At 67.1% G+C, this 18003-nt stretch carries 17 protein-coding genes; 15 read left to right on the top strand and 2 right to left on the bottom strand.

The features are described from left to right. The 9 genes from FHR72_RS09845 to FHR72_RS09885 all read left to right on the top strand — a co-directional run bounded on the left by FHR72_RS09845 (window position 1) and on the right by FHR72_RS09885 (window position 8168). Entirely contained in the window at window positions 1–1272 is a 1272-nt protein-coding gene (locus FHR72_RS09845) for a cysteine desulfurase (protein ID WP_183467733.1), read from the top strand. 3 nt (window positions 1273–1275) lie between these two features. Then, window positions 1276–1740 (top strand): Fe-S cluster assembly sulfur transfer protein SufU, encoded by a 465-nt coding sequence (sufU, locus tag FHR72_RS09850; RefSeq protein WP_183467734.1) that lies wholly within the window; start codon window positions 1276–1278, stop codon window positions 1738–1740. Continuing rightward, window positions 1737–2087: a metal-sulfur cluster assembly factor gene (locus FHR72_RS09855; protein WP_183467735.1), complete on the top strand. Its 351-nt coding sequence runs from the start codon at window positions 1737–1739 to the stop codon at window positions 2085–2087. The genes sufU and FHR72_RS09855 overlap by 4 nt, the downstream gene beginning before the upstream one ends. 35 nt (window positions 2088–2122) lie before the next feature. After that, entirely contained in the window at window positions 2123–2659 is a 537-nt protein-coding gene (locus FHR72_RS09860; protein ID WP_183467736.1) for a hypothetical protein, read from the top strand. A gap of 548 nt (window positions 2660–3207) precedes the next feature. Beyond that, window positions 3208–4788 (top strand): family 16 glycosylhydrolase, encoded by a 1581-nt coding sequence (locus FHR72_RS26745; protein WP_311736108.1) that lies wholly within the window; start codon window positions 3208–3210, stop codon window positions 4786–4788. A 41-nt stretch (window positions 4789–4829) separates the two neighbouring features. Continuing rightward, window positions 4830–5192: a thioredoxin gene (trxA, locus tag FHR72_RS09870; RefSeq protein ID WP_183467737.1), complete on the top strand. Its 363-nt coding sequence runs from the start codon at window positions 4830–4832 to the stop codon at window positions 5190–5192. 34 nt (window positions 5193–5226) lie between these two features. Next, window positions 5227–6060 carry an enoyl-CoA hydratase gene (locus FHR72_RS09875; RefSeq protein WP_396888419.1) on the top strand — a complete coding sequence of 278 codons (834 nt, stop codon included), beginning with the start codon at window positions 5227–5229 and terminating at the stop codon, window positions 6058–6060. Between the two features lie 191 nt (window positions 6061–6251). Next, window positions 6252–7889, top strand: a complete 1638-nt coding sequence (locus FHR72_RS09880) for an ABC-F family ATP-binding cassette domain-containing protein (RefSeq protein ID WP_183467739.1) — start codon at window positions 6252–6254, stop codon at window positions 7887–7889. An 84-nt stretch (window positions 7890–7973) separates the two neighbouring features. Continuing rightward, the gene (locus FHR72_RS09885) at window positions 7974–8168 is read left to right on the top strand and encodes a helix-turn-helix domain-containing protein (RefSeq protein ID WP_183467740.1); all 195 of its coding nucleotides are present in this window, start codon (window positions 7974–7976) and stop codon (window positions 8166–8168) included. 1 nt (window position 8169) lies between these two features. On the opposite strand, the gene FHR72_RS09890 is transcribed toward FHR72_RS09885, so the two are convergent. Both FHR72_RS09890 and FHR72_RS09895 read right to left on the bottom strand, forming a co-directional pair. Beyond that, the gene (locus tag FHR72_RS09890) at window positions 8170–8733 is read right to left on the bottom strand and encodes a TetR/AcrR family transcriptional regulator (RefSeq protein ID WP_183467741.1); all 564 of its coding nucleotides are present in this window, start codon (window positions 8731–8733) and stop codon (window positions 8170–8172) included. 22 nt (window positions 8734–8755) lie between these two features. Then, window positions 8756–11560 (bottom strand): aconitate hydratase, encoded by a 2805-nt coding sequence (locus FHR72_RS09895; protein ID WP_183467742.1) that lies wholly within the window; start codon window positions 11558–11560, stop codon window positions 8756–8758. A gap of 164 nt (window positions 11561–11724) precedes the next feature. Between FHR72_RS09895 and FHR72_RS09900 the strand changes: the two genes are divergently transcribed. The 6 genes from FHR72_RS09900 (at window position 11725) to FHR72_RS09925 (ending at window position 17977) form a co-directional block, all read left to right on the top strand. Then, window positions 11725–12318, top strand: a complete 594-nt coding sequence (locus FHR72_RS09900; protein ID WP_183467743.1) for an Rv1476 family membrane protein — start codon at window positions 11725–11727, stop codon at window positions 12316–12318. Window positions 12319–12536: 218 nt separating this feature from the next. Continuing rightward, window positions 12537–13958: an NlpC/P60 family peptidoglycan endopeptidase RipA gene (gene ripA, locus FHR72_RS09905; protein ID WP_183467744.1), complete on the top strand. Its 1422-nt coding sequence runs from the start codon at window positions 12537–12539 to the stop codon at window positions 13956–13958. Continuing rightward, a complete protein-coding gene (gene ripB / locus FHR72_RS09910; RefSeq protein WP_183467883.1) occupies window positions 13958–14647 on the top strand; it encodes an NlpC/P60 family peptidoglycan endopeptidase RipB in 690 nt (229 codons plus the stop codon). The genes ripA and ripB overlap by 1 nt, the downstream gene beginning before the upstream one ends. Window positions 14648–14790: 143 nt before the next feature. Next, window positions 14791–15954, top strand: a complete 1164-nt coding sequence (gene moxR1 / locus FHR72_RS09915; RefSeq protein WP_183467745.1) for a chaperone MoxR1 — start codon at window positions 14791–14793, stop codon at window positions 15952–15954. A gap of 48 nt (window positions 15955–16002) precedes the next feature. Beyond that, entirely contained in the window at window positions 16003–16911 is a 909-nt protein-coding gene (locus FHR72_RS09920; RefSeq protein ID WP_183467884.1) for a DUF58 domain-containing protein, read from the top strand. Window positions 16912–16969: 58 nt separating this feature from the next. Continuing rightward, window positions 16970–17977, top strand: coding sequence for a VWA domain-containing protein (locus tag FHR72_RS09925; protein WP_183467746.1), 1008 nt, complete (start codon window positions 16970–16972; stop codon window positions 17975–17977). Window positions 17978–18003: the final 26 nt, after the last annotated feature.

Raw genomic sequence — 18003 nt, forward strand, 5'->3', positions numbered from 1 at the left:
ATGACGGCCGCGCGGGTGCTGGATCCGGCCGAGCTGGCGCGGGTCAGGGCGGATTTCCCGATCCTGAGCCGGGTCATGCGCGGCGGTAACCGACTGGCGTATCTGGATTCCGGAGCGACATCGCAGAAGCCGCTCGCGGTGCTCGATGCCGAGCGTGAGTTCCTGATGACCTCCAACGGTGCCGTCCACCGCGGCGCGCACCAGCTGATGGAGGAATCGACCGATGCCTACGAGCAGGGTCGGGAGGACATCGCGGCCTTCGTCGGCGCGGAGACCGACGAGCTCGTCTTCACCAAGAACGCCACCGAAGCGCTGAATCTGGTCGCCTATGCCTTGGGGGACAAGCGGTTCGAGAACGCAGTCGGTCCGGGTGACGTCATCGTCACCACCGAACTGGAACACCACGCCAACCTCGTTCCGTGGCAGGAGTTGGCGTTGCGGACCGGCGCGACCCTGAAGTGGTACGGAATCTCCACCGAGGGGGATCAAGCGGGGCGAATCGATCTCGATTCGCTCGAGCTCGACGAGCGCGTCAAAGTTGTTGCCTTCAGCCATCACTCGAACGTCACCGGGGCCGTGGCGCCGGTGGCCGAACTGGTGGCACGCGCCAAGGCGGTCGGTGCGCTCGTGGTTCTCGACGCATGCCAGTCGGTACCGCATCAACCCGTGGACTTCCACGCGCTCGACGTCGACTTCGCGGCGTTCTCCGGACACAAGATGCTCGGCCCGACGGGTATCGGCGTGCTCTACGGCCGGCGCGATCTGCTCAACGCCCTGCCGCCGTTCCTGACCGGCGGTTCGATGATCGAGACCGTCACGATGGAGGCCACCACCTTCGCGCCCGCCCCGCAACGATTCGAGGCGGGCACCCCGATGACGTCGCAGGTGGTCGGATTGGGTGCGGCGGCGCGGTACCTGGATGCGCTCGGGATGCCTGCGGTGGCGCAGCACGAGCGGGACCTGGTGGCTGCCGCGCTGGCCGGCCTCTCGGAGATTCCCGAGGTGCGGATCATCGGGCCGATGTCGATGGAAGACCGTGGCTCGCCGGTGTCCTTCGTGGTCGACGGTGTGCACGCCCACGACGTCGGGCAGGTGCTCGACGACGACGGCGTGGCCGTTCGGGTGGGTCACCACTGCGCATGGCCGTTACATCGGCGGTTCGGCATCGCCGCGACCGCGAGGGCGTCGTTCGCGGTGTACAACACCGCCGAGGAAGTCGACCGCCTGGTGGCCGGGGTGCGGCGCGCCGTCGAGTTCTTCGGCAGGGCGTGAGCGATGCGGCTCGAGCAGATCTACCAGGAAGTGATCCTGGACCACTACAAGCACCCGCACCACCGCGGCCTGCGCGAACCCTTCGCCGCCGAGGTGCATCACGTCAATCCGACCTGCGGCGACGAGGTGACGCTGCGGGTGGCGCTGTCCCCGGACGGTGAGACGGTCACGGACATCTCCTACGACGGGCAGGGTTGTTCGATTAGCCAGGCGTCGACGTCGGTGCTGACCGATCAGGTGATCGGCCGGACAGTCGGGGACGCGCTCAAGACGGTGGCGGCGTTCTCGGAGATGGTGTCCTCACGCGGCAAGATCGACGGTGACGAGGACGTGCTCGGCGACGGGACCGCCTTCGCCGGGGTGTCGAAATATCCCGCGCGGGTGAAGTGCGCGTTGTTGGGATGGACGGCTTTCAAGGCCGCGCTGGCGGAGGCCCACGGGCCCGAGAATTCGGAGGAGAACCGATGAGTGACACTGCAACCGAACCCAACGACGAACTGCTCGCCGACGTCGAAGAGGCCATGCGCGACGTCGTCGACCCTGAGCTGGGGATCAACGTCGTCGACCTGGGGCTTGTCTACGGGATCAACCTGGAGAAGAGCGACGCGGGCCCCGTCGCATTGATCGACATGACGCTGACGTCTGCGGCATGTCCCCTGACCGACGTCATCGAGGACCAGTCGCGGACGGCCCTGGTGGGCGCCGGGCTGGTGAACGAGATCAAAATCAACTGGGTCTGGAATCCGCCGTGGGGCCCCGACAAGATCACCGACGACGGGCGCGAACAGCTGAGGGCACTCGGCTTCACCGTCTAGCCTCCTCCGGCGGCTCTGCTGGCCACAATCGTGAGGTGGTCACGCTTCCAGCCCCTGCCTGGCGCGGCGGTGGCGCGCGCCGCGCGTTGACCGTCGGCGTACCGGTCGGGTTGTCCCTCGGGCTGCTTGCCGCGCTGGATTCCGGGGCCCCCCTCGTCGGCGTCGTCGTCGCCGTGGTGACCGGCGGTTCGTACGGGGTCTGGATGTCCCGCCGGATGGTGGCGTACTGGCCGGACGCGCTGTCTCTGCCCGATGGCACGCGGGTGTCCGTCGTGTCGGCGGCGCGGCGAGGCATGCCCCCGGACGACGCCTCGCTGGGCCCGTACGTCGCCTCGTACGCTGACGGACTGCGCGCCGCGGCGGCCGACGCCCGCATGCTGCGGTGGGTGATCGTCGTCGTCCTCATCGTCGCCGTCGGGGCCGCGGTGTGGGATGCGATCCACGGGACGTGGGGTAACGCGGTGGTGTCCGCCGTCTACCTCGCCGCGCTTCTCGTCGAGATCCTCTGGTGGCCGAAGCGCCGTCGCCGGCTTCTCGCGAATGCCGATTTCGCTGCTGGAATTGCCGGGTGACGAGTCGGGCGAGCGTGCTGCGGTACCGCCGCAGCTTTTGCTCTGACGTGTCCGGCAATTTTCTGCCCCGCGATCCGGACGGGCGATTACCGTCGAGAATGGCTGTGCGGCAAGGGGTCCGCGATCCGCAACCGCCGCGACGATGACGCATGGCAAAGTCAACAGCCTGCGCTGTACACGCATTATTGCGTAATTCCTATTCATCAGTTAACGCCATTCTGGAATGGCAACAAATTCGCTGTAAGGCTGTTTATGAGAAATCCTGCGCGCCCGTTACGGCTTCGCTAACGTTTGCTGCGCACACCGGGTTGGCCGAGAGGGGAGTCGGTAGAGGACGTGTCTTACTAGCTTTTCGCTGCTGAAGTGGCGGTGCTCAGCCGTACGCCGCTAACTGATTGCATTCGCTCGTCGGTGAGCGATCGATCGGTGGCACTTTCTGTTTGATTTCTTTCTCGACCCTTGTAAAAGAAATGGATCCCGCTATGCAGAACGGTCGGCGCACAAGAAAGCACAGGCGAAGCGGCAAACACTGGTTGGCCGGAGGGGTGATGGCGGCAGGGCTCGGCGCCGCGGTGATGACCGGGGCGGCGACAGCGTCGGCGAGTACCGACGATGCCGGGGGGAGCTCGACATCGGCCAGTAGCGACAGTGCGGCATCGGAGTCGACGTCGCCCCGCGACGAGACCGCGTCACCGACGGGCGGTGCCGAAGTCGGCGGCGAGGACGCGACCGACGAGGACACGACCGGCGAGGGCACGGACGAGGAGGACACCGGCGACCCGGCCGATGAGAACTCCACCGGCGAGGACACCGCCGACGACGAGACGGAGGTCGTTGATGTCGGGGGCTCGACTGACGACGCCACCGACGACTCCTCCGATGACGCCACTGGCGACGCCACCGACGAGGACGCCGGCGGCGAGGATCCGGTCGACGAAGGGACCGACGACGAGGGTGTCGCCACACCTGCGCCCGTGGCTGCGGTCAAGGATCCTGACGACGACACGTCGACGAAGGTGGACCGGCGGTCGAACGCCACCCGGTCGGCCTCGCTGAGTACCGACCAGGAGCCGGTCGACAAGACCACCACCGTCACGACGGCTCTCCAGACGACAGCGGCCACCGTGCCGACCGACCCTGTGCTGATCGCGGCGGCGACCAGCACGAAGGTGACGGTCGGCTCGATGATCGTCGACATGCTGTATTCGTGGGGTATCCGGAGCAGCAAGATGGGCACCGACTGGCTCAACATCGCCGTCTCGCAGCGCACTGCGACCCGCTGGCTGGCGCGGCGTGCCCAGATCTACCGTGGCGTGGTGATCCCACAGCCTGGGAATCCCACCGATCCGGGCACCCCAACCACTCCGAAGTTGTTGTGGGAGACCAACTTCAGCAGCATCGACGAGGCGATGAAGTACTGGGGATTCCAGACCGGGCGATGGGGACAATCCGCCGGCGAGAACCAGTACTACACCGACGGGGACAACGTCTACATCGACGCCGCGGGCAATCTCGTCATCGACGCTCGTCGCGAAGCTGCACCCGACGGCATGGGCGCCCCGTACAACTACACCTCGGCGCGGGTGGTGACCATGGGCAAGCAGTCCTTCGGCGTCGGGCAGCGGGTCGTGGCGCGCATCCAGATGCCCGTGACCAAGGGGGTGCTGCCGGCGTTCTGGTCGGTGGGACTGGAACCGGGTCACGAATACGACTGGCCTCGTCAGGGTGAGATCGACATCGTCGAGATTCCGACGCTGGGAACCCCGACGTCGGCGAGCACGTGGACCGGGAACATCCACGGCCCGGCGGCGGCCAACAACACCGTCGACGTGAAGCTGCACAACATCAACGCCGATCTCGGCGTGGACTTGTCGCAGGGTTTCCACGACTACGGCATCGACTGGCACGCCGACCGCATCGTCTGGCACGTCGACGGCGTCGCGGTCGGGCAGATCACCAAGGCGCAGTACGAAGCGCTCGGGGGCAACTGGACCCCGTTCTCCGGCGCGTGGGAGCACTACCTGATCCTCAACGTGGCCGTCGGCAACCCGTGGAACGGCGACCCCGATCCGACCAAGCCGTTCCACGCGCAGATGAAGGTGGACTGGGTAAAGGCCTACGCTCTGTAGGGGACAGGAACAGACCGGCCTGAAGAAACGTTGAGGATCACGTGGCTACCCGAGACATCACCGCACAAGAGTTCAACGACACCATCAACGACAACGACATCGTCCTGGTGGATTTCTGGGCGTCGTGGTGCGGGCCGTGTCGGGCGTTCGCGCCGACGTTCGCCGCGTCGTCGGAGAAGCATCCCGACGTGGTCTACGCGAAGGTCGACACGGAGGCCGAGCAGCAGCTCGCCGCAGCCGCCGACATCCGGTCGATCCCGACGCTGATGGCGTTCAAGAAGGGCAAGCTGGTGTTCAATCAGGCGGGCGCCCTGCCGGCACCCGCGCTGGAGGACCTCATCCAGCAGGTCAAGGACTTCGACGTCGACGCCGCAATCGCTGCGCAGGAGGACCCCCAGAGCTGATCGGCCCTGGGCGCGACGCGCTAACGTGCAACGCGTGACCGACGCCAACGGCTTCGTCCTCGTCGACCGACCCCGGCCTCACGTCGCGCTGGTGACGCTGAACAGGCCCGAGCGGATGAACTCGATGGCCTTCGACGTCATGGTGCCCTTGAAGGCAGCCCTGGACGAGCTGACCTACGACAATGACGTCCGCGCCGTGGTTCTCACCGGCGCGGGCGCCGGCTTCTCCTCGGGCGCCGACCACAAGTCGGCGGGTTCGGTCCCGCACGTCGCAGGTCTGACCCGACCCGGTTTCGGCCTGCGGTCGATGGAGGTCCTGGACGACGTCATCCTCGCGCTGCGCAAACTGCACCAGCCCGTCATCGCCGCAGTGAACGGGGCCGCGATCGGCGGTGGACTGTGCTTGGCGCTGGCCGCCGACATCCGGGTCGCCTCGACGCAGGCGTACTTCCGCGCGGCGGGGATCAACAACGGGCTGACAGCCAGCGAACTCGGTCTGAGCTATCTGTTGCCGCGCGCCATCGGTTCGTCGCGGGCGTTCGAGATCATGCTCACCGGCCGTGACGTCGACGCCGAGGAAGCCGAACGCATCGGTCTGGTGTCACGCTGCGTACCGGGCGACGCGCTGCTGGACACCTGCTACGACATCGCCGAACGCATCGCCGCGTTCTCGCGGCCCGGCACGGAGTTGACGAAACGGACCCTCTGGAGCGGGCTGGACGCCGGGTCGCTGGAGGCGCACATGCAGGCCGAAGGTCTCGGTCAGCTCTACATCCGGCTGCTCACACACAATTTCGAAGAGGCCGTGGCCGCACGGAAGGAGCGGCGCGCCCCCGTCTTCACCGACGACAAACGCGACACTCCATGATGTGGTCCACCACCGTTCGGACGTCGAACAGAAGCTGAGGACCTCGCTGAGACCGTGCAGCCGGGTAATCGGTTGGCGTCGGGTGGGGGAGTCCAACTAGCCTTGTAGGCCGACACGGGCCACAATGGGCCCCACCACCGGCATGGACAGCGACTCAGGTCTGCCATGCCTCGTTTTCCAGGAGCGTCAGCGTGATCACCGCAACGGACCTCGAGGTCCGCGCTGGAGCACGCACGCTGCTCTCCATCGAAGGCTCGGCCCTGCGCGTGCAACCCGGCGACCGCATCGGTCTGGTCGGACGCAACGGCGCGGGTAAGACGACCACCATGCGCATCCTGGCCGGCGAAGGCGAGCCCTACGCCGGAACCGTCACCCGCACCGGCGAGATCGGTTACCTGCCACAGGATCCCAAAGAGGGCGATCTCGACATGCTCGCCCGCGACCGCGTGCTGTCGGCGCGCGGACTCGACACCTTGCTCTCCGATCTGGAGAAGCAGCAGGTCCTGATGGCCGAGGTCGCCGACGACGCGGCCCGGGACAAGGCTGTGCGCCGCTACGGTCAGTTGGAGGAGCGGTTCGCGGCCCTGGGCGGCTACGCCGCCGAGAGCGACGCCGGGCGCATCTGTGCCAGCCTGGGCCTGCCCGACCGCGTCCTGACCCAACCGCTGCGCACCCTCTCGGGCGGTCAGCGCCGCCGGGTGGAGCTCGCGCGCATCCTGTTCGCGGCCAGCGAAGGTGGGTCCGGGGCCTCCAGTTCGGGGACGACACTGCTGCTCGACGAGCCCACCAACCACCTCGACGCCGACTCGATCGGCTGGCTGCGCACGTTCCTGCAGAATCACAGCGGCGGGCTGGTGGTCATCAGCCACGACGTCGATCTGCTCTCCGACGTCGTCAACCGGGTCTGGTTCCTCGACGCGGTCCGCGGAGAGGCCGACGTCTACAACATGGGCTGGCAGAAGTATCTCGACGCCCGGGCGACCGACGAGCAGCGGCGGCGCCGTGAGCGTGCGAACGCCGAGAAGAAGGCGAGTGCGTTGCGTGCACAGGCCGCCAAGATGGGGGCCAAGGCCACCAAAGCCGTTGCCGCACAGAACATGCTGAAGCGGGCCGACCGGATGATGGCGGCCCTGGACGACGAGCGGGTGGCCGACAAGGTCGCCAGGATCAAGTTCCCGACGCCGGCGCCCTGCGGCAAGACCCCGTTGATCGCCAAGGGGCTGACCAAGACCTACGGCTCCCTGGAGATCTTCACCGGGCTGGACCTGGCCATCGACCGCGGTTCGCGTGTGGTCGTCCTGGGCCTCAACGGCGCGGGCAAGACGACGCTGCTGCGTCTGCTGGCCGGCGTGGAGAAAGCCGACGCCGGTGGGCTCGAGCCGGGCTACGGGCTCAAGATCGGCTACTTCGCGCAGGAGCACGACACCCTCGACAACCTGTCGTCGGTGTGGGAGAACATCCGCCACGCCGCCCCCGACACGGGGGAGCAGGACCTGCGCGGGCTCCTCGGTGCGTTCATGTTCACCGGCCCGCAGCTCGAGCAGCCCGCAGGGACCCTGTCCGGCGGCGAGAAGACCCGGCTGGCACTCGCCGGGCTCGTCGCGTCGACGGCCAATGTGCTGCTGCTCGACGAGCCGACGAACAACCTCGACCCCGCCTCGCGGGAGCAGGTGCTCGATGCACTGCGCAGCTACGAGGGATCGGTGGTACTGGTGACCCACGACCCCGGTGCCGCCGAGGCACTCGACCCGCAGCGGGTCCTGCTGCTGCCCGACGGCACCGAGGACTTCTGGTCAGACGAGTACCGGGACCTGATCGAACTGGCTTAGGAATTCACATCTCCACTGTGTTAACGGCTGAGCACCGGGGTATGCGGACGAAACATCCGAGCCCAGTAGCGGAGGCGCCGACACATGAAGAACGATACGAAGTCCCGAGACCAGTTGATGACCGAACTGCGTAGCGCCTACGAGCGTGGCGCCAGCATCCGGTCGCTGGTGGCCACGACCGGGCACTCCTACGGCTCGATTCACACCATGCTGCGTGAATCGGGAGCCACGATGCGCAGCCGCGGTGGGCCGAACCACCGCGGCCGCAAAGCCAGCTGACCTACTGCTGGCGTACCGAGGCCTCGACGAGATCCAGCACCGCGCCCAGTCTTTCGGGGTCGTCGCCGGACGCCAGCCGCGCCACCAGACCGTCGAGCACCAGCTCCAGATACGTCCGCAGCACGTCGCCGTCGACGTCGTCACGCAGCCGCCCCGCCTGCTTCTGGCGACGTAACCGTTCCCGGGTGGCCGTCGACAACTCCGCCGACCGCTCCGCCCAGCCCCGGCTGAACGCCGGGTCGTTGCGCAACTTCCTGGCGATCTCCAAACGCGTGGCGAGCCAGTCGAATTGCTCCGGCGCAGCCAACATGTCCCGCATCACCTGGATGAGGCCCTCGCGGGCCGCGACATCGGCCATCCGTTCGGCGTCCTCGCGCGCGAGTTCGAAGAACAGGGTGTCCTTGTCGCGGAAATGATGGAAGATCGCGCCGCGCGACAGCCCGATGGTCTGTTCGAGCCGTCGCACGGTCGCGCTCTCATACCCGTACTGAGCGAAACACCGACGTGCGCCGTCGAGGATCTGGCGACGGCGCGCCGCGAGATGATCGTCGGTCACCCGGGGCATATGCCGAGTCCTGTGCCGATCATCAGGACTTCAGCATGTTCCGCAGCACGTACTGCAGGATGCCTCCGTTGCGGTAGTAGTCCGCCTCACCGGGGGTGTCGATGCGGACGACCGCGTCGAACTCGACCTTCGAGCCGTCCTCCTTGGTGGCCGTCACGTGGACGGTCTTCGGAGTCTTGCCGTTGTTCAGTTCCTCGATGCCGGTGATGTCGTAGGTCTCGGTGCCGTCGAGTTTGAGCGACGCCGCGGACTCACCCTGGGGGAACTGCAGCGGGATGACCCCCATGCCGATCAGGTTGGACCGGTGGATGCGCTCGAAGGACTCGGTGATCACCGCACGCACCCCCAGCAGCGTGGTGCCCTTGGCAGCCCAGTCGCGGGAGGACCCGGAGCCGTACTCCTTGCCGCCCAGCACGACGAGCGGGATGCCTTCCTTCTGATAATTCTGCGAGGCGTCGTAGATGAAGGCCTGCGGGCCACCATCCTGGGTGAAATCGCGGGTGTAACCGCCCGACACGTCGTCGAGGAGTTGGTTCTTCAGCCGGATGTTGGCGAAGGTGCCGCGGATCATCACCTCGTGGTTGCCACGCCGCGACCCCAGCGAGTTGAAGTCCTTGGGCTCCACCCCGTGCTCTTCGAGGTACTGCGCCGCCGGCGTGCCCTTCTTGATGCTGCCGGCTGGCGAGATGTGGTCGGTGGTCACCGAATCGCCGAGCAGCGCAAGAACTCTCGCACCCTTGATGTCGCTGACGGGCTCCGGCTCGGCGGGCATGCCGTCGAAGTACGGCGCCTTGCGCACGTAGGTGGAGTCCTCGGCCCACTCGAAGGTGTTGCCCTCGGGCGTGGGCAGCGAGCGCCAGCGGTCATCACCCTTGAACACGTCGGCGTAGGAGTCCGTGAACATCTCACGGTTGATCGACGACGCGATCGTCTCCTGGATCTCCTGGGCCGTCGGCCAGATGTCTTTCAGGAACACGTCGTTGCCGTCGGTGTCCTGACCCAGCGGATCGGACTCGAAGTCGAAGTCCATCGTGCCGGCCAGCCCGTAGGCGATCACCAGCGGCGGGGACGCGAGGTAGTTCATCTTCACGTCGGGGGAGATACGGCCCTCGAAGTTGCGGTTCCCCGACAGCACGGCCGTCACCGACAGATCGTTGTCGTTGATCGCCGCCGAGATCTCCTCGGGCAGCGGACCGGTGTTGCCGATACAGGTGGTGCACCCGTAGCCGCCCAGGTAGTACCCGAGCTTCTCCAGGTACGGCCACAGGCCGGCCTTGTTGTAGTAGTCGGTGACGACCTGGCTGCCCGGGGCCATGTTGGTCTTGACCCACGGCTTGGTGGTCAGCCCCTTCTCGACGGCCTTCTTGGCGAGCAGTGCCGCGCCGAGCATCACCGACGGGTTGGACGTGTTGGTGCACGAGGTGATGCCCGCGACGACCACCGCGCCGTGGTCGAGGACGAACTCACCGCGTTCCTCGGAGCGCACCGTGACCGGGTTGGTGGGCCGGCCCTCGGCGCCGTTGGCCGCCGACGGGCGGGCATCGGTGGCGCCGTCGTCGGCGAAGGACAGCGACACCGAGTCGCTGGCGGGGAAGGACTCGTCGACGGCCTCGTCGAGCTTGGTCTCCGGGGCCGGGTGGTTGTTCTCGACGTAGTTGTGGATGTCCTTGCGGAACGCGTTCTTGGCGTCCGACAGCTCGATGCGGTCCTGCGGCCGCTTCGGACCCGAGATCGACGGGACGACCGTCGACAGGTCCAATTCGAGGTATTCGGAGAACACCGGCTCTTTCTCGGGGTCGTGCCACATGCCCTGTTCCTTGGCATACGCCTCGACCAGAGCCAGCTGCTCGTCCGTGCGACCGGTCAGACGCAGGTAGTTGACGGTCTCTTCGTCGATCGGGAACATCGCGGCGGTGGAACCGAATTCGGGGCTCATGTTGCCCAGCGTCGCGCGGTTGGCCAGCGGCACCTCGGCCACACCGTTGCCGTAGAACTCGACGAACTTCCCGACCACACCGTGCTTGCGCAGCATGTCGGTGACGGTGAGCACGACATCGGTGGCCGTCACGCCGGGCTTGATCTCGCCGGTGAGCTTGAAGCCGACGACACGGGGGATGAGCATCGAGACGGGCTGGCCGAGCATGGCGGCCTCGGCCTCGATACCGCCGACGCCCCAGCCCAGCACGCCCAGGCCGTTCTCCATCGTGGTGTGCGAGTCGGTGCCCACGCAGGTGTCCGGGTAGGCGACCCCATCGCGGGTCATCACGACGCGTGCGAGGTATTCGATGTTCACCTGGTGCACGATGCCGGTGCCCGGCGGGACGACCTTGAAGTCGTCGAAGGCGCCCTGGCCCCAGCGCAGGAACTGGTACCGCTCGCCGTTGCGCTCGTACTCGAGCTCGACGTTGCGCTCGAAGGCGTCGGCCCGGCCGAACACGTCCAGGATCACCGAGTGGTCGATGACCATCTCGGCGGGCGAGAGTGGGTTGACTTTGTCCGGGTCGCCGCCCAGAGAGGCGACAGCCTCGCGCATGGTGGCCAGGTCGACGATGCATGGCACGCCGGTGAAGTCCTGCATCAGCACGCGGGCGGGGGTGAACTGAATCTCGATGCTCGGCTCGGCCTCGGGATCCCAGTTCGCGATCGCCTCGATGTGCTCCTTGGTGATGTTCGCGCCGTCCTCGGTGCGCAGCAGATTCTCGGCGAGCACCTTGAGGCTGTAGGGAAGCTTCTCCATACCGGGGACCGCATCGAGGCGGTAGATCTCGTAGCTGTTGTCCCCGACCTTGAGCGTGTCGTGCGCTCCAAACGAATTCTTGCTGCTCACATCAACTCCCGGCTTCAGATCATCGCCGCGACGGGCTGTGTCGGCGGCGTTCCTCACTTTAACAGTACGCTTGTCCTGTAAGAAAACCCAGGGTGGTTTTCAGTCTTGTCTCGAGGTGGGCGTGCTGCCACCGCAGACGGATACCCGTCCGATACGGTGCTGATGTGTCTGGACTGCAGTTCGTCCCGTTCGTGCCCACCTACATCCCGCCGGAGCTGTGCCAGTCCGTCGGTGTCGCCGTCGAACCGGGGCGGCCGACCCCTGATGCCTGCATGGAGATCGTCAACCGCAATGTGGGCCAGGACGGTGTCAGCGTGCCCGAGGGCACCAACCCAAAGGTCGAGGAGCAGCTCGTCGACGTGGTCAAGGATGCCGAGAGCCGGGGCATCGATCTCAAGATCGTGGTCATCGGCGCCAACCCGCCGATCGACACGCCGCTGCGCGACATCGCCACCGAGGTCGGCGAGGCGCACCCGGGCGCGACGGTGCTGGCGCTGAGTCCGTCGTTCGCCGGCACGTACAGCGCGGACTACGACAGGTCCACCCTCGAGGCCGGCGAGGACCTGGCGCGAACGGCCGATCCGGTGCAGTCCTCGAAGAATTTCGTGTCCGAGTTGACGACCTCACACTTTCCCTGGACGCCATTCACGATTGTGCTGGTTTTAATGGTCGCTCTGGCCGTGGTCGCCACCCGCGTACTGCAGAAACGCGGCAAACGCACTGCCGATGTGAAGGCAGCATCCACCAGCAGCGATTGAGGGATACCCCTTTACTGCGCAAATTCAAACATCACCATTTGATAACGCAGATTGCAATTACATTGTTGTAATTTGTGACTAAAGTTTCTTTAGCGTCAGATGTGACGTACGGTGCAATCGGTGCCTGATGTTGCGGCTGTGCTCAATGTGACTTCTCTGGTCAGGCGCCGGATTCTGTGCCGACACGTCCGCGTGGAGCCTGAGGAGACTTGAGTCGAATGAGACGCACCCCTGGCGGCGCCTCCGCATCGCGGCTGTGCGCCGCGTCCCTGGCCTTCGGCATGGTGCTGACGGTGCCCAATTTGGCACCGCATGTGGCACTGGCGCAGCCCGCGGAGGGGATCGCCGAGCTGGTGACCGACGTCGCCAACGTGAACCAGCAGCTACAGGACCTCGGCGCCCAGATCCAGATCCAGCAGGAGAGCGTCAACAAGGCGATCCTCGGCGTGCAGACGGCTCGCGACGACGCCGCCGAGGCGCAGGTCGAGGTCGACGCGAGCGCCGCCCGCGTCACCGAAGCGAACGCCGCCATCTCGGCCGCCCAGGACCGGTTCGACGAGTTCGCCGCGGCCATGTACGTCCGAGGCCCGTCGAGCTCCTATCTGACCGCGACCGACCCGTCGGACATCCTGAACACCGCCGCCGCCGGCCAGACCCTGTCGATCAGCTCGCAGAAGGTGATGGCCGACCTGCAGCGGGCCCGCACCGAGCAGGTCAACAAAGAGTCGGCGGCCCGGCTGGCCAAGCAGAAGGCCGACGAGGCCGTCAAGGCAGCCGAAACGAGCCAGCAGGATGCGGTCGCCGCGCTGACCAACGCCCAGGCGACCTTCAGGTCGCAGCAGGCCGAGCTCGACCGCCTCACCGCACAGCGGGCGGAGGCGCAGGCCCGGCTGGAGGAAGCCAGGACGCTGGCCGCACCGTCGAGCACCGCGCCGGCCGCGGCCCCGTCGGGAACAGCGGCCCCGTCGGGCGCCAAGCCCGCTCCGGGCGGTGGTAACGGGACCTGGGACGTCGACCCCGCCACCGGCAACCGCGAGACGGCCTGGGACATGACGCTGCCGCAGATCCCGAGCGCCTTCGTCAGCGGCGACCCGATCCAGATCATCAACGCGGTGCTCAAGATCATCACGACGTCGCTGAAGGTGACGCAGGATCTCGGCCGCAAGTTCCTGCAGAGCATCGGTCTGCTGCCCACCCCGACGGGCATCACCAACGGGGCGATCCCGACCCTGTACGGCAGGCAGGCCACCGAGTACGTCATCAAGCGCGGCATGTCACAGATGGGTGTGCCGTACTCGTGGGGTGGCGGCAACGCCTCGGGTCCCAGCCGCGGAATCGATTCCGGCGCAGGCACCGTCGGCTTCGACTGCTCGGGCCTGATGCTCTACATGTTCGCCGGTGTCGGTGTGAAGCTCGACCACTACTCGGGCTCGCAGTACAACGCCGGCCGCAAGGTGCCCTCGTCGCAGATGCGCCGTGGCGACATGATCTTCTACGGCCCCAATGCCAGTCAGCACGTCGCCATGTACCTCGGCGACGGGCAGATGCTGGAGGCCCCGTACACGGGGTCGGTGGTCAAGATCTCGCCGGTGCGTACCAGCGGCATGACCCCGTTCGTCACCCGAATGATCGAGTGGTGATCGTCCTGCGCCGCTTCATCTTCTCGTGCCTGACCGTCGCTGCGCTGCTCGCCGGGACGGTGGCACCGGCCACCGCCCAGCCTGCGAGCGGCCAGTGGGATCCGACGCTGCCGAAACTGATCAGCGCGGGCGCCCCCGGCGATCCGCTGGCCATCGCCAACGCCTCCCTGGCCGCCACCGCTCAGGCCACCCAGGTCACCATGGACCTGGGCCGCAAGTTCCTGCAGACGATCGGTCTGGCGCCCGCCGACGCGCCGGCCAGCGTCGCACCCGGGATCGTGCGCGGACCCGCGGCCATCGAGTACGTGATCCGCCGCGGCGGCTCCCAGATCGGGACGCCGTACTCCTGGGGCGGCGGCAAGCCGACCGGCCCCAGCACCGGCGTCGACTCCGGGGCCAACATCGTCGGCTATGACTGCTCCGGGTTCACCCAGTTCTCCTACGCCGGTGTCGGCGTGCTGATCCCGAAGTACTCCGGCGACCAGTACAACACCGGGCGCCGGGTCCCCGTGCAGCAGGCCAAGCGCGGCGATCTGCTCTTCTGGGGCCCCGGGGGCAGCCAGCACGTCGCGATCTACCTCGGCGGCGGCAAGATGCTTGAGTCCTCCGGCAGTGCCGACAAGGTGACCATCAGCCCGGTGCGGATGTCAGGGCTCCAGCCCTATGTGTCCCGCATCATCGAATCCTGAGTGTGGCCTGAGTTAAAGCTGAGCAGGCCGGGCGACGTCGACGGATTCTCAACCGCCTGGAATAGTTGACGGCGGGTGCGCGGTCGAGACCGGCCCGCACGCCGATGGACCAGCATGTTCGGCGCCTGTGGAAGGAATTGTTGATGACCTCACCGAGTGGACCGCCGCAGGGCGCTGGAGGATATCCCGGACAGGCCCCCACCCAGGGCTACTCCGCGGGTGCACATGCCGCCCCGAACCCGGCACAGTCGGGTTCCGCGCAGTCCAACGGTGGTCTGCAGAACGAGGTGCACACCCTCGAGCGGGCGATTTTCGAAGTCAAGCGCATCATCGTCGGCCAGGACCAGCTCGTCGAGCGCATGCTCGTCGGCCTCCTCGCCAAGGGGCACGTGCTTCTCGAAGGCGTGCCGGGGGTGGCCAAGACGCTGGCGGTGGAGACCTTCGCCAAGGTCGTCGGCGGCACGTTCGCCCGCATCCAGTTCACCCCCGACCTGGTGCCCACCGACATCGTCGGCACGCGCATCTACCGCCAGGGCAAGGAGGAGTTCGACATCGAACTCGGACCGGTCGTGGTCAACTTCCTGCTCGCCGACGAGATCAACCGCGCGCCCGCCAAGGTGCAGTCGGCGCTGCTGGAGGTCATGGCCGAGCGCAAGATCAGCATCGGTGGCAAGACCTTCCCGCTGCCCAGCCCCTTCCTGGTCATGGCGACGCAGAACCCGATCGAGCAGGAGGGCGTCTACCAGCTGCCCGAAGCCCAGCGCGACCGCTTCCTGTTCAAGCTCAACGTCGACTACCCGTCGCCGGAGGAAGAGCGCGAGATCATCTACCGGATGGGCGTGAAGCCGCCTGAGCCGAAGGGGATCCTCAACACCGGCGACCTGCTGCGTCTGCAGGAGGTCGCGGCCAACAACTTCGTCCACCACGCGCTCGTCGACTATGTCGTGCGGATCGTGACGGCCACCCGCGAGCCGGAGAAGTTCGGCATGCCCGACGCCAAGGCGTGGATCGCCTACGGCGCCTCGCCGCGCGCATCGCTGGGCATCATCGCCGCGTCGCGTGCACTGGCGCTGGTGCGCGGCCGCGACTACGTGATCCCGCAGGACGTCGTCGAGATCATCCCCGACGTGCTGCGCCACCGCCTGGTGCTCACCTACGACGCGCTGGCCGACGAGATCTCCGCGGAGACGGTGGTCAACCGCATCCTGCAGACCGTCGCCCTGCCGCAGGTGAACGCCATTCCGCAGCAAGGACATTCGGTGCCGCCGGTGGTTCCGGCCGCCGCCGGCGCGGCAAGCGGTCGCTGACACTTGACCTCGTCAACTCCGGCCGGCCGCAAAGTGGATCTCCCGTCGATGCAGCGCGGGGAGATCCGTGATCCCGCGCTGACCGCGGCGCTGCGCAAACTCGAGCTGACCGTGCGCCGCAAGCTCGACGGCGTCCTGCACGGCGATCACCTCGGGCTGCTCCCGGGCCCGGGCTCCGAGCCGGGGGAGTCGCGTGCCTATCAGCCCGGCGACGATGTGCGCCGGATGGACTGGTCCGTCACGGCCCGCACGACCCACCCCCACGTGCGTCAGATGATCGCCGACCGCGAATTGGAGACGTGGCTGGTCGTCGACGTGTCGGCCAGCCTCGACTTCGGCACCGCCGGGTGCGAGAAGCGCGACCTCGCGGTGGCCGCCGCCGCGTCGATCGCGTTCCTCAACAGCGGCGGCGGCAACCGCATCGGCGCGGTGATCTCCAACGGTGACACCGTGCGGCGCGTGCCGGCGCTGTCGGGCCGGATGCACGAGCAGGAACTGCTGCGGGCCATCGCCACCACGCCGCGGGCGCCGGTCGGGGTCCGCGGGGATCTCGCTGCGGCCATCGACTCGCTGCGCCGACCGGAGCGCCGGCGCGGGATGGCCGTGATCATCAGCGACTTCCTGGGGCCGATCAACTGGATGCGCCCTCTGCGTGCCATCGCCGGGCGGCACGAGGTGCTGGGTATCGAGATCATCGACCCCCGCGATATCGAGCTGCCCGCAGTCGGCGACGTCGTCCTGCAGGACACCGAGACCGGGCGTACCCGCGAATTCACCATCGACGAGCGTCTGCGTGCCGACTTCGAGAAGGCTGCGGCCGCCCATCGGGACGAGGTGGCGCGCACACTGCGCCGCTGTGATGCGCCCCTGCTGACCCTGCGCACCGACCGCGACTGGATCGCCGACGTGGTCCGGTTCGTCGCGACCAGACGCCGGGGCGCCCTGGCCAGCCGGTAGCGGTTGCGCTCACAGCAGACAGACCAGAAGGCACTAACGACGAAATGACAAGTAACGCATGACATTACCGTTGCTCGGACCCATGTCGCTCTCGGGATTCGAACACCCGTGGTTCTTCCTGTTCTTCTTTGTCGTCCTGGGGCTGATCGCGCTCTACGTCATCGTGCAGCTCTCGCGGCAGAAGCGGATGCTGCGCTTCGCCAACATGGAGCTGCTGGAGAGCGTCGCCCCCCAGCGGCCCAGCCGGCTGCGTCACCTTCCCGCGGTGCTGCTGATCCTGTCGCTGGTGTCGTTCACGGTCGCCATGGCGGGCCCCACCCACGATGTGCGCATCCCCCGGAACCGTGCCGTGGTGATGCTCGTCGTCGACGTCTCGCAGTCGATGCGCGCGACCGACGTCGCCCCCAACCGGCTGGTCGCGGCGCAGGAAGCCGCCAAGCAGTTCGCCGATCAGCTCACCCCGGGCATCAACCTGGGTCTGATCGCCTATGCGGGCACGGCGACCGTGCTGGTGTCTCCGACCACCAACCGCGAGTCGACCAAGACCGCGATCGACAAGCTGCAGCTGGCCGACCGCACCGCGACCGGTGAGGGCATCTTCACCGCCCTGCAGGCCGTCGCCACGGTCGGTGCGGTGATCGGCGGCGGCGACGAGCCCCCGCCCGCCCGCATCGTGCTGATGTCCGACGGCAAGGAGACCGTGCCGTCGAACCCGGACAACCCCAAGGGCGCCTACACGGCCGCGCGGACCGCCAAGGACCAGGGTGTGCCGATCTCGACGGTGTCGTTCGGCACGCCCTACGGCTACGTCGAGATCAACGACCAGCGTCAGCCCGTCCCCGTCGACGACGAGATGCTCAAGAGGATCGCCGACCTCTCCGGGGGTGAGGCGTTCACCGCGTCCAGCCTTGAGCAGCTCAAAGAGGTGTTCACCAACCTGCAGGAGCAGATCGGCTACGAGACGATCAAGGGCGATGCCAGCGTCGGCTGGCTGCGGCTCGGCGCGGTCATCCTGGCCGCCGCGGCGCTGGGCGCCCTGCTCATCAATCGCCGGCTGCCGAACTAGAGTTAAGGCGATTTCTTAAGAATGCC

Source organism: Mycolicibacterium iranicum, from assembly GCF_014190915.1.
GTDB classification, from domain to species: Bacteria; Actinomycetota; Actinomycetes; order Mycobacteriales; family Mycobacteriaceae; genus Mycobacterium; species Mycobacterium iranicum_B.